Raw genomic sequence first — 12,836 nt, 5'->3', positions numbered from 1 at the left:
GCCCCGGGCTTGGTCCCGGGACGTTGTGGAGGGACCTGTCGATGCTCAGCACCATCCTCCCCATGTTGATTCTGTCGCTGCTGGCCCTTGCCCTGGTGGGAGGGCTGCGGCGCGCCGCCCTCTGGCGCCGCGGGCGGCCTGCGAAGGTCGCCATGATCGCCGGCCTCGCCGCCATGCCGCGCCGCTACCTGGTCGATCTCCACCATGTGGTGGCCCGGGACAAGGCCTTTGCCAATACTCATGTCGCCACCGCCGGGGGCTTCGTTGCCGCCATGGTGCTGATGAGCGTGATCGTCCTGTTGCCGCTGCCGACGGCGCTGGAGGCGGTGCTCGGCGTGCTGATGCTGGCGGCAAGCGCGGCCATGTTCATCGGCGCACGCCTGGTCGCCCGCCGGCGTCGCCACCCGCCGGCGCGGCTCTCGCGCGGGCCATGGATGCGCCTGCCCAGGAGCCTGCAGGTGTTCTCCGCCAGCGTCTTCGTGCTCAGTCTGACGACACTGAATCTGTTGCCTCAAGGGTTGGTGTCCGGCGTGCTGGGGTGGCTGCTGGCGGCGATACTGCTGGTGGGGTTGACGCTGGGCATGGCGGAACTCGTGTTCGGCATGACCTGGGGTGGGCCGATGAAGCACGCTTTTGCCGGCGCCTTGCATCTGGCCTTCCATCGCCGCAGTGAGCGCTTCTCGACCAAGGCCAGCGAGCGGGCCGGCAAGACTCCCCGCTCCACCGCACTCAAGGCGCTGGATCTCGACCTGGACGCTGGCGTGGGGGCGCCATCGCTCGGCGTTGCGACGCCGGAAGACTTCACCTGGAACCAACGCCTGGGCTTCGATGCCTGCGTGCAGTGCGGGCGCTGCGAGGCGGTGTGTCCGGCCTTCGCCGCCGGCCAGCCGCTCAATCCCAAGAAGCTGATTCAGGACATGGTGCTCGGCATGACCGGCGCCAGCGACGCGGGCTACGCCGGCTCGGCGTATCCCGGCAAACCGGTCGGCGAGCATCGCGGCGAGCCCAAGGGCCCTATCGTGGTGGAGGCGGGCGGGGCCTTGCTGGACGCCGAGACGCTGTGGTCCTGCACCACCTGTCGCGCCTGCGTCGAGGAGTGTCCGATGATGATCGAGCATGTCGATGCGATCGTCGACATGCGCCGGTACCTGACCCTGGAGCGGGGCCAGACCCCGGGCAAGGGCGCCGAGGTGCTCGACAACCTGATCGCCACCGACAACCCGGGTGGGTTCGCACCGGGCTCACGAATGCACTGGGCCGCCGACCTGAACCTGCCGGTGATGCGCGACCTTGGGCAAGTGGACGTGCTGCTATGGCTTGGCGATGGGGCCTTTGACATGCGCAACCAGTGCACCCTCCGGGCCCTGGTCAAGGTGCTAAGAGCGGCCGACGTGGATTTTGCCGTGCTCGGCGATGAAGAGCGCGACAGCGGTGACGTGGCCCGTCGCCTGGGGGACGAGGCGACCTTCCAGCGCCTGGCCAAGGCCAATATCGCGACCCTGGCACGCTATCGCTTCCAGACCATCGTGACCTGCGATCCCCACAGTTTTCACGTGATCGGCAACGAGTACGGCGCCCTGGGGGGCGAGTACCGCGTGCGCCATCACAGCACCTTCATCGATGAGTTGCTGGTCGCCGACCGGCTGCGTCTGAGCGCCTGGAAAGGCGGTAGCGTGACCTATCACGATCCATGCTATCTGGGCCGCTACAACGGCGAGTACGAAGCTCCGCGGCGGGTGCTGGCGGCGCTTGGCATCACGCTCAAGGACATGCAGCGCTCCGGTTTTCGCTCACGCTGCTGCGGGGGTGGCGGCGGGGCACCGATCACCGACGTGCCTGGCGAGCGCCGGATTCCCGATATGCGCATGGCCGATGTGGCCGAGACCGGCGCCGAGCTTGTCGCGGTGGGCTGTCCACAGTGCACCGCCATGCTCGAAGGGGTGGTCGACGCCAGCGCCGAGGTGCGCGACATCGCCGAACTGGTAGCGAACGCCTTGGTGATGGAGGCGCCGGAACCGGGACCTTCTGTCGCGCCATCGCCCGCCATGTGCGAGGAGGTCAGTCAATGAGTGACATCGTGACGGAAACCGGACGGGACTCTCGGCTGCCAAGGCGTGACCCGCGCCTCGAGTGGATGGCGCGCAATCGACTGCATCCGGAGCATCTGACGGCGCTGAGTCGGCTGTCGGGAACGGGTGGCGCGGTAAGCGAATGGATGGGGCCCCACGGGCTGATACGCCGCAACCCCCACGCCATCGGCTTCGTCGGGCCCAATGGATGCAAGCGTATCGATCGTAGCGGCGTTCAGGACGGCCAGGGTCGGGCCGGTGGCGGTCAGGCTGGGCGGACGGGGGCGGCGCAGGACTCGCGCCGCCGCGTCGAGATCGAGGCGCCGGCGTTCTGGGTCGCCGTGGTGCCGGACACCGCCGGCGGTCGTTTGACCGACCATGACCGTGACCTGCTGGGGTTGGCAAGGTGCGTGGCGGACCGTTTAAGCGAAGCCCCAGGGGCGGTGCTTGCCGTGGTGTTCGATGCACAGGCAGGGGCCGACGATCCGCTGGCCGGTGTCGGTAAAGACGCTGGCGTGGATGGGGCAGGGGCGCAGCATGTCGGGATTGATGGCCTCGACGAGGCCGGCGCGGATCGGGTAATTCGTCTGCCGGTGCCCGCAGGCTATGCCCCGGAGGCCCGGCTCGCGGCGCTGCTGGCGCTGGAGGCCACACTCGCACCACGCCACTGGCTGCTGCCGGACGCGGGAATAGGTGGCGGCGACCTGGGGCGGCGGCTGGCGGTACGAATCGGCGAGCGTCCGGCCACCGGCCTGTGGCGTATCGATACCGATGATGCGGCCGAGTCGGGCTGGATGTGCCTATGCCGCAGCGGTTCTGGACGCCAGGAACGTCGGCGTCCGCTACCCAGAGTGGCCCTGGCACTGGCCGAGTGCGCCGAGCCGGTGGTGGCAACGCGCCACGCGGCCGGTTCGTTGTCGGCACAGCTGGCGCCGCAAGGCGCCTTTCCTGTGGCTCGGCGCGGGCTCGAGGATCTCGGTGCCGTGGCGGTGGACCCCGCCGCCATCGGCCTCGGCGAGGCCGAGTTTATCCTCTCTGCCGGCAATGGCGTGAAGGACTGGCCGGGCTTTCATCGTGCCGCCGAGGCGCTGGGTGCCACCGAAGGCGCCTCCCGGGTGGCGGTGGACGATGGCCATATGCCGCGACATCGCCAGGTCGGGGCCACCGGCACCTTCGTCAGCGCCCGAGTCTATGTGGCGGTGGGCATCAGCGGTGCCATTCAGCACCTGCAAGGCATCCAGCGCTGCGATCGTGTGGTGGCGATCAACGCCGACCCGGGCTGTGACATGGTCAAGCGTGCCGACCTGGCGGTGATCGCGGACGCCGGTGCCGTGATCGCGGCGCTGGTGGCCGCCCAGGTGGCCGCCAAGGTGGCCGTCAATGAACAAGGCACGGGCGGTGGCGGTGAGTTAAATGGCGACGTTGACGGCGAGGCCGCCGACCAGGTCGAACAGGGGCGCCAGCGTCCCGATGCACTATCCAAGGAGGCTCGACATGTCGCTTGAACGAACCCGCGGTCCAGGAGAGGCCGGTTCACGCAGCGCCGGTGCAAGGCTCGAGATTGGCGTGCTGGTGTCGGTCGGGCGCCATGGCGTCACCGAGCGAGCACGGCGCGCCGATCTCGATGCCCGTGCCCTGGAAATGGCGCTGGCGCAGCGCTCACAGCGAGGCGTTGGCGAGGTCGATATCGCCGCCTGCCATGTGGGGGCGTCGAGCGACGAGACCGACGCCGCCCTGCGTGATTATCTCGGCATGGGACTCGAACGGTTATCGCTGCTGGAAGCCCGCGAGGACGTCGATGCCTTGCCGGTGTTGCTCGATCATCTAAGGGGCAATGAGGCCGGGGGTGACAAAGCGGCCGGTCCGCGGCTGGTGCTGTGTGGCACCAGGGCGGAGCAGGGAGAGGGATCGGGCGTGCTGCCCTTCGCCCTGGCCGAGGCGCTGGGATGGACGATGGTGTCCGGCGTGGCCGCGATCGAGGCGCTGGAGCCTGGCGAGGGAGGCTGGCAGGCCACCGTGCTTCAGGCGCTGCCCCGGGGCCAGCGTCGCCGCCTGCGGGTAGCGCTGCCCGCCGTGATCGCCGTCGATTCGGCGGCGCCGACGCCGCGCCAGAGCGCCTTCGGCCCGGCTCGGAGGGGACATATCGACAGGCGACCCGCCGGTGGCGAGGCGAGGGTCGATGAGGCCGTCACCGAGTGGCCGCTGACGGCGGCCAAGGTGCGTCCCAAGCGCCTCAAGATCGTCACCGCGACCAGCGCGCGCGATCGCTTCAAGGCCGCGGCGGCCAAGGCTCAGGGCGGGACCGGCAAGGTGCTGACCGACGTGACGCCCGAACAGGGCGCCGAGGCCATCCTGGCCCTGCTCAGAGAAGAAGGCGTGCTGCGTTAGCCGGCCTGGGCGGCGCAGTCTCGCGAGCAGCGCCGCGTTCTCGCTACCGGCGTCGCGTTCTCGCTACCGGCGTCGCTGCAGCTCTTGACCACCGAGGACCCGCCCAGGACCGCGCCCGCGAGCAGGGAAAACCCTGCATCGCGGGCGCGGTCTTGGCGCTTTCGGCCACCGGGCGTGGCGTCGATCAGGCGCTGGCGAGCCCAGGAGCGCGGCTTTCTTCGACGAGGCCCTTGAGCAGGGACACCACCATCACCAGCAGCACCAGGGTGAAGGGCAGGCCCGCCGCCACGGCGCCGGCCTGGATCGCCGAGAGCGCGGCATCACCGCCGCCATAGAGCAGAATCGCCGCGATCATGCCCTCCAGCGTCGCCCAGAATACCCGCTGGGTCTTGGGCGCATCGGTCTTGCCGCCCGCGGTGATGGTGTCGATCACCAGCGAGCCCGAGTCCGATGAGGTGATGAAGAACACCAGTACCAGGACGATGGCGCAGGTCGAGGTCAGGGTGGTGAAGGGCAACTGTTCGAGCATCTGGAACATGGCCAGGGAGACGTCGCTGATGCCGTCGGCCAGGGCCCCCACGCCGAGTTCGGCCTGGCTCAGCGCGTTGCCGCCGAAGGCTGCCATCCACACCAGGCTGACCAGGGTCGGCACCATCAGCACCGCGATCACGAATTCGCGCACCGTGCGCCCGCGCGAGATCCGCGCGATGAACATGCCGACGAAGGGTGACCAGGAGATCCACCAGGCCCAGTAGAACACCGTCCAGCCGTGGTACCAGGTGGCATCCTCGCGACCGATCCAGTTCGACAGCGGTAGCAGGTAGGACGCATAGGCCAATGCCGCCTCGCCCAGGTTGGCGGCGAACAGGGTCAGGGAGCCGGCCACGATGACGAACACCAGCAGGATCAGGGCCAGGACCATGTTGATGTTCGAGAACAGCTTGACGCCGCCGTCGATGCCTCGCCAGACCGAGAACAGGGCAACCAGCGTCACCACGATGATGATCGCGAGCTGGGTGCCGAGGGTGTTGGGAACATCGAACAGGTAGTGAAGGCCCGAGGCGGCCTGGGTGGCGCCGAGGCCGAGGGAAGTCGCCAGACCGAAGATGGTCGCCAGCACCGCGAGAATGTCGATCACATGCCCCGGCCAGCCCCGTACCCGAGCCCCGAACAAGGGGGTGAAAGCCGAGCGCAGCGTCAGTGGTAGGCCACGGTTGTAGGCGAAGAACGCCAGCGACAGGCCGACCACGGCGTAGATCGCCCAAGGGTGAAGCCCCCAATGAAACAGGGTGGCACCGATGGCCGCTCGGGCCGCTTCTGGCGTCTCGGCGGCAACGTTCAGCGGGGTGCCGTACCAGTCGCTGTAGTAGGCCACGGGCTCCGCGACGCTCCAGAACATCAGGCCGATGCCCATGCCGGCGGCGAACAGCATGCTGAACCAGGACAGCGTCGAGTGCTCCGGACGGGCGCTGCGTCCACCGAGGCGAATGCGACCCAGCGGCAATACCACCAGGATCAGACACACCACCACGAAAAGGTTGCCCGCGATCATGAACAGCCAGTCGAAGTGTTCGATGGCCCAACCTCGAGCCCCCACCAGTTGGGCGCTGGCCGCCACCGGAAACACCAGGGCATAGATAATGAAGGCGAGTATCGCCAGGGCGGAGAGCGGAAACACAGGATAATGAAAGTCCAGCCCCCAGCGCTGGGTATTGTCTTGTCCCGGGGTCATGACCGGGTCCTTGGGTCGAGTCATCGAACGGTCCTCGTGGCGATGTTGTTGGCTGTTGTCATGGGAGGAAGGCGCCGGCCATCGCGTCGATGGCGGCGGCGCCGGCTTATTCTTCGGCTACCCAGCAGCGGTCACTGTCACCAGAGCGACCTCCAGCTACCTGCGTCCCCCATTCGCTTCGGTATCGCCCGGTCGATGTCTCGAATAGGTATGCCGATGACTCTCACGGAACAGTGGGGCCGGGATGACGCGCTACGCTCGTGGGGCGGTCGTGGCGTCCGGGGGCGAGCGCTCTCGGTACCGGATCGGCAAGGCGTTCTCGGTCGGCGACCCACGCCGAGACGCCCGTCCTAACCAACAGGACCAGCAATTGAGCGTCCTCAGGATGCCAATGGTCAGCACGCCAAAGGAGACGGTCACGATGAGCGATGCCAATCGCGGTGTGGTCTACATGGGCCCCGGCAAGGTCGAGGTCCAGTCGATTGCCTTTCCCGAGCTCGCGCTCGGGCGGCGCAAGTGCGAGCACGGGGTGATCCTCAAGGTCATCACCACCAATATCTGTGGCAGCGACCAGCACATGGTGCGCGGTCGCACCACGGCACCCGAGGGGCTGGTACTGGGGCATGAAATCACCGGCGAGGTGATCGAGTGTGGCCGTGATGTCGAGTTCCTCGCCGTCGGCGATATCGTCTCGGTGCCGTTCAACATCGCCTGTGGGCGCTGCCGCAACTGCAAGGAAGGGCGGACGGGGATCTGCCTCAACGTCAATCCATCGCGCCCCGGGGCCGCTTACGGCTATGTGGATATGGGCGGCTGGGTGGGTGGGCAGACCGAATACGTCATGGTTCCCTACGCCGATTTCAATCTGCTGAAGTTCCCCGACCGTGACGCGGCCATGGCCAAGATCCAGGACCTGACGCTGCTCTCCGACATCTTTCCGACCGGGTTTCACGGCTGCGTCAGCGCCGGGGTCGGCCCGGGCAGCACGGTGTATATCGGCGGCGCAGGGCCCGTGGGGCTAGCGGCGGCGGCCTCGGCTCACTTGCTCGGCGCCGCCTGCGTCATCGTCGGCGACATGATCGATGCTCGGCTCGAGCAGGCGGCGAGCTTCGGCTGCGAGACCGTTGACCTTCGGCAGGACACGCCGATGGCGGACATGCTGGAGGCGATTACCGGTGACCGCGAGGTCGATTGTGCGGTCGATGCGGTGGGTTTCGAGGCGCGCTGTCACGGCCACAACCACGGCCATGAGCAGCCGGCAACGGTGCTCAATGCCTGCATGGACATCACTCGTGCGGGTGGCCAGATTGGTATTCCCGGGCTCTATGTCACCGAGGACCCGGGCGCTGAAAGCGATGCCGCCCGACACGGCAATCTATCGATGCGCTTTGGCCTGGGCTGGGCCAAGTCCCACTCGTTTCACACGGGGCAGTGCCCGGTGATGAAGTATCACCGCCAACTGATGCAGGCGATCCTGTTCGACAAGGTTCAGTTGGCCAAGGCGGTCAACGTTCAGGTCATTTCGCTGGATGAGGCCCCGCAAGGCTATGCCGCCTTCGACGGCGGCGCCGCGCGCAAGTTTGTCATCGATCCCCACGGTAGTGTTGCCGCCTGATCGGGCAGGGCGTCAAGGCAATGCCGAATCGGGCCTCGATGTCAGCATCGAGGCCCGGCCGCGTTGCGGCGCCGGCGTCGCGGTGCCAGCATGAGTGATTGCACGGACGTCCGCATCCGTCATCGGCACCTGGCGCAGCGACTGATACCAGCAGCGATGGACAAGAGCCGTGACCGACAAGAATAGCCAATAGAAGAGTCTTCGATGACCGTTCAGACCGTGACACCCAGCGCCGACGCCAAGCCGCGTCGCACCCGCGCGACCCTGCGTGGTCGCCAGCCTGATCCCGAGGTCCTCGCCACTGTCAGGGGGCTGCTCGGCGACGAGCGAGACGACGATACGCTGCGTCGGCGTGACCTGCTGATCGAGCATCTGCACGTCCTTCAAGACGCCGCGGGTCACTTGACCCTCGAGCGCTTGCGAGCGCTGGCGACCTATATGGGACTGCCGATGGCGGCGGTCTACGAAACCGCTACCTTCTACGCTCATTTCGACGTTATCCATGACGGCGACCCGCTGCCGCCGGCGCTGACCTTGCGGGTGTGTGACTCGTTATCGTGTCAAATGGCCGGGGCCGAACGGCTGAAAGCCGAACTGGAGGCCGGGATGGACGCCGCACGTGTCCGCGTACTGCGGGCGCCGTGCATGGGGCGCTGTGACCAGGCCCCGGTGGTCGAAGTCGGGCATCATCATCTGGGCCATGCGACGCCGGAGGCCGTCGAGGTGCTGGTGGATACCGACCAGACCCACCCCGAAGCCATCCTCTGGCAGGGCCTTTCGGACTACCGTCACGAGGGCGGCTATCAGCTACTGAGCGCCTGTCGCGCCGGCCAGGTCAGCCTCGAAGAGCTGACTTCGTTGCTCGAGCGCTCGGGGCTTCGCGGGCTCGGTGGCGCGGGCTTTCCGACCTTCAAGAAGTGGCAGGTGGTGGCGGCAGAGCCGGGCCCGCGGCTGTGTGCGGTGAACGCCGATGAAGGTGAGCCCGGCACCTTCAAGGACCGCTATTATCTGGAGCGCGCGCCCCATCAGATGCTTGAGGGCGCCCTGATCGGGGCCTGGGCGGTGGATGCCGAGGCGGTCTACATCTATCTGCGCGATGAGTATCCGGGCTTGCACCGCGTATTGCGCCAGGCCATCGATGAGCTGGAACGTGAAGGCCTCGCTGCGCCTGGCCAGCTGGTGCTGCGCCGGGGCGCCGGGGCCTATATCTGCGGCGAAGAGTCGGCCATGATCGAGTCTCTGGAAGGCAAGCCCGGCAAGCCTCGCCATCGCCCTCCCTTTGTTGCTCAGAAGGGCCTCTTCGGTCGCCCGACGCTGGTCAACAACGTCGAGACGTTGTACTGGATTCCGGCCCTGTGGCGCGATGGCGCCGAGTCCTTCGCCGGTCACGGGCGCCACGGTCGCAGCGGCTTGCGCAGCTTCTCGCTATCCGGCCGGGTGCGCCGCCCGGGCGTCTACCTGGCGCCGGCGGGGATCACCCTCAAGGAACTCGTCGACGAGTACGGTGGCGGCATGCAGGAAGGGCACCGCTTGGTGGCCTATCTGCCCGGGGGCGCCTCGGGCGGTATTCTCCCAGCCGCCAAGGCCGACATTCCCCTCGACTTCGATACCCTCCAGGCCGAGGGCTGCTTCATCGGTTCGGCGGCGGTCATCGTGGTCTCCGATCACGACGATCTGCGTGGGTTGGCCACCAACCTGATGGCGTTCTTCGCCGACGAGTCCTGTGGCCAGTGCACGCCCTGTCGCGTCGGCAGCGAGAAGATGCTGTCGCTGCTCGAAGGGGACACCTGGGTGGCCGAGGATCTCCAGCGGCTATCGCAGCTGATGCAGGACGCTTCGATCTGTGGCCTGGGCCAGGCGGCCCCCAACCCGGTGCAGGGACTTTTGCGCGACTTTCGCGATGAGCTGGCGCGCCAGAACGTGATTATTACCGACGCCAGGGCGGCGCGCCCAGGTGCAGAGGAGGGCCGCTCATGAGCACGCGAGGCGAAACGTCAGGCGTCCGCCAGGCCGGCAACGGTCGCGGTGAAGACGGCGGTGATCCCCGGCACGCTCGGTTCGATATCACGCTGGACGGCGAGCGAGTGAGTGCTTACCGGGGCGAGACGATCTGGCAAGTGGCCAGGCGCGCCGGAGAGACCATCCCGCACCTGTGCTTCAAGGATGCCGCGGGCTATCGTTCCGACGGCAACTGCCGCGCCTGCATGGTCGAGATCGATGGCGAACGCGTCCTGGCGGCGAGCTGCCTGCGCGAAGCCAGGCCCGATATGGTGGTGAAAAGCGCGAGCTCCGAACGGGCACGGGTCGCCCGGGAAGGGGTGATGGAGCTGTTGCTGGCCGATCAGCCGAGCCGTGAACAGAGTCCCGACCGCGCGAGCCACCTGTGGGCCATGGCCGATCTTCTCGGCGTCGATGCGACGCGGGCTCGAGCCCGCTATCCGCGGCGCCGGGGCGTCAGCGTTCACCACGCCCCGGTCGAGCGTTTGCCGGAGGGCGGCAGCGACGGTCAGCGGCCGTCGAAGGAGAGCCTTGCCCCGCCAAGGGCCGGCGATGATGACCTCCCCGGTGAGCGCTTACCCACCGCCACGCCCACGCCAGCCCCGTCATCGGCGAGTCTCGAGGCGGTGGCACCGGGGCACGATGCCAGCCATACCGCCATGCGCGTCAACCTCGATGCCTGCATCAACTGCACCTTGTGCGTCAGGGCCTGCCGCGAGGTCCAGGTCAACGATGTGATCGGCATGGCCCATCGCGGCGTGGCGAGCAAGATAGTGTTCGATTTTGACGATCCCATGGGCGCGAGCACGTGCGTGGCTTGCGGTGAGTGCGTTCAGGCCTGCCCCACCGGTGCGCTGATGCCGGCGAGCCTTGTCGATGAGGCAGGATGCGGCGATAGCCAGGTGGCCGACCGGCGAGTCGACTCGGTGTGTCCCTATTGCGGCGTAGGCTGCCAGCTTACCTACCATGTCAAGGACGATGCGATTGCCTTCGTCGAAGGACGCGATGGTCCGGCCAACCAGGGCCGTCTGTGTGTCAAGGGCCGTTTCGGCTTTGACTATCCGCGTCATCCCGCGCGGCTGATGCGTCCCCTGGTGCGCCGCGAGGGAGTGCCCAAGGGGCTCGATCCCGACTTCGACCCGGCCAGGCCGCTGAGCCACTTTCGCGAGGCCAGCTGGGAAGAAGCGCTGGATATCGCCGCCGATGGGCTCAAGCGTCTCAAGCGTGAGCATGGCCCTAATGCCCTGGCCGGCTTCGGTAGCGCCAAGTGTTCCAATGAGGAGGCCTGGCTGTTTCAGAAGCTCGTGCGCATCGGCTTCGGCTCCAATCACGTCGATCACTGTACGCGGCTGTGCCATGCAAGCTCCGTGGCCGCGCTGATGGAGTGCATTGGCTCCGGCGCGGTGACGGCATCCTTCCTGCAAGCGCTCGAGGCCGATGTGGTGATCCTCACCGGCTGCAACCCGGCGGTGAACCACCCAGTGGCGGCGACCTTCTTCAAGCAGGCTGCCAAGCGTGGGACTCGCTTTATCATCATCGACCCCCGCGGCCAGGCCATGGGCGCGCATGCCCATCGCGTGCTGCGGTTCACGCCGGGAGCGGATGTCTCGCTGTTCAATGCCATGCTCAATGTCATCGTCGAGGAAGGGCTCTACGACCGTGACTACATTGGCGCGCACACCGAGGGCTTCGAGCGCTTGAAGGCCCAGGTTCGTGGGCAGACCCCGGAGGCCATGGCCGATGCCTGTGGCGTACCCGCGGACGAGATTCGCTGTGCGGCTCGGGAGTACGCCCAGGCCGAGCGCGCGATGATCTTCTGGGGCATGGGAATTTCCCAGCACACCCACGGCACCGACAATGCTCGCTGCCTGATCTCCCTGGCCCTTGCCTGTGGCCACACCGGTCGTCCCGGCACTGGCCTGCATCCGCTGCGTGGTCAGAACAACGTCCAGGGAGCGTCCGACGCGGGGCTGATTCCGATGTTTCTGCCCGACTATCAGCCGGTGTCCGACGCCCAGGTGCGCTCGGCCTTCGAGGAGCTGTGGGGCGCTGAGCTCGACCCCACGCCGGGCCTGACGGTGGTGGAGATCATGGAGGCTATCCATGCGGGCCAGATCCGCGGGATGTATATCCTGGGTGAGAACCCGGCCATGTCCGACCCGGATCTCGATCATGCCCGAGGCGCCCTGGCGAGCCTTGAGCACCTGGTGGTGCAGGATTTGTTCGTCACCGAGACGGCCCAGTTTGCCGACGTCATCCTGCCGGCCTCGAGCTGGCCGGAAAAAGACGGCAGCGTGACCAATACCAATCGTACCGTGCAGCTCGGCCGTCAGGCCGTGCCGCTGCCCGGCGACACCCGGGCAGACTGGTGGATCATCCAGCAACTGGCCCGTCGACTGGGTCTGGACTGGGACTACGACCACCCAAGGGACGTCTTCGCCGAGATGCAGCAAGGCATGGCCTCACTTGCCAACATCGACTGGGCACGCCTGGAACGGGAAGGCGCCGTCACCTATCCGTGTTCGGCGAAGGATGCACCGGGCGATGACGTGGTGTTCGCCGACGCCTTTCCCACCGCCAGCGGCAAGGCGACGTTTTCCCCGGCGCTGCCGCTGGCGCCCGATGAGCCCATCGATGGTGACTACCCGACGGTGCTGTCCACCGGGCGCCAGCTGGAACACTGGCACACCGGCTCCATGACCCGACGCGCCAGGGTGCTGGACGCGCTCGAGCCCGAGGCGGTGGCGAGCCTGTCGCCCGGGGAGCTCAAGCGCCTGGGCATGGCTCCCGGCGAACGGCTTAGCATCACTACCCGTCGAGGGTCGATCACCCTGGTGGCCCGGGTCGACGAGGGCATGCCGGACGGCATGGTGTTCGTGCCGTTCTGCTACGTCGAGGCGGCGGTGAACCTGCTGACCAATCCGGCGCTCGACCCCTATGGCAAGATCCCGGAGTTCAAGTACGCGGCCTGCCGGCTTGCGCCGGCAGAGGCGCCTAGCGGCTAGTGCCGTACCTCACTCGGGACTCGCTGCCC

Annotated in this window: 7 protein-coding genes; 6 read left to right on the top strand and 1 reads right to left on the bottom strand. The window is 67.4% G+C overall.

From position 1 onward, the window contains the following. Window positions 1–41 precede the first annotated feature (41 nt). Genes ACUN9Y_RS01120 through ACUN9Y_RS01110 form a run of 3 tightly spaced genes read left to right on the top strand, consistent with a single transcriptional unit; the run spans window position 42 to window position 4,457 of the window. Window positions 42–2,069 carry a (Fe-S)-binding protein gene (locus ACUN9Y_RS01120; RefSeq protein ID WP_445458836.1) on the top strand — a complete coding sequence of 676 codons (2,028 nt, stop codon included), beginning with the start codon at window positions 42–44 and terminating at the stop codon, window positions 2,067–2,069. After that, the gene (locus tag ACUN9Y_RS01115; protein WP_445458835.1) at window positions 2,066–3,574 is read left to right on the top strand and encodes an FAD-binding protein; all 1,509 of its coding nucleotides are present in this window, start codon (window positions 2,066–2,068) and stop codon (window positions 3,572–3,574) included. The genes ACUN9Y_RS01120 and ACUN9Y_RS01115 overlap by 4 nt, the downstream gene beginning before the upstream one ends. Beyond that, window positions 3,564–4,457: an electron transfer flavoprotein subunit beta gene (locus ACUN9Y_RS01110; protein WP_445458834.1), complete on the top strand. Its 894-nt coding sequence runs from the start codon at window positions 3,564–3,566 to the stop codon at window positions 4,455–4,457. Before ACUN9Y_RS01115 ends, ACUN9Y_RS01110 begins: the two co-directional genes overlap by 11 nt. Window positions 4,458–4,641: 184 nt before the next feature. Here ACUN9Y_RS01110 and ACUN9Y_RS01105 read toward each other — a convergent pair whose 3' ends face one another. Next, the gene (locus ACUN9Y_RS01105; protein ID WP_445458833.1) at window positions 4,642–6,213 is read right to left on the bottom strand and encodes a BCCT family transporter; all 1,572 of its coding nucleotides are present in this window, start codon (window positions 6,211–6,213) and stop codon (window positions 4,642–4,644) included. Between the two features lie 397 nt (window positions 6,214–6,610). On the opposite strand from ACUN9Y_RS01105, the gene fdhA reads away from it, so the two are divergent. The 3 genes from fdhA to fdhF all read left to right on the top strand — a co-directional run bounded on the left by fdhA (window position 6,611) and on the right by fdhF (window position 12,807). After that, window positions 6,611–7,804 (top strand): formaldehyde dehydrogenase, glutathione-independent, encoded by a 1,194-nt coding sequence (gene fdhA / locus ACUN9Y_RS01100; RefSeq protein WP_445458832.1) that lies wholly within the window; start codon window positions 6,611–6,613, stop codon window positions 7,802–7,804. Between the two features lie 204 nt (window positions 7,805–8,008). Beyond that, window positions 8,009–9,781 (top strand): NADH-ubiquinone oxidoreductase-F iron-sulfur binding region domain-containing protein, encoded by a 1,773-nt coding sequence (locus ACUN9Y_RS01095; protein ID WP_445458831.1) that lies wholly within the window; start codon window positions 8,009–8,011, stop codon window positions 9,779–9,781. Next, window positions 9,778–12,807 carry a formate dehydrogenase subunit alpha gene (gene fdhF / locus ACUN9Y_RS01090; protein ID WP_445458830.1) on the top strand — a complete coding sequence of 1,010 codons (3,030 nt, stop codon included), beginning with the start codon at window positions 9,778–9,780 and terminating at the stop codon, window positions 12,805–12,807. The genes ACUN9Y_RS01095 and fdhF overlap by 4 nt, the downstream gene beginning before the upstream one ends. The last annotated feature ends 29 nt before the right edge of the window (window positions 12,808–12,836 follow it).

It is taken from the genome of Halomonas sp. V046 (assembly GCF_052645355.1).
The sequence above is the reverse complement of the archived record's forward strand: the minus strand, read 5'-3'. Positions and strand labels throughout refer to the sequence as shown.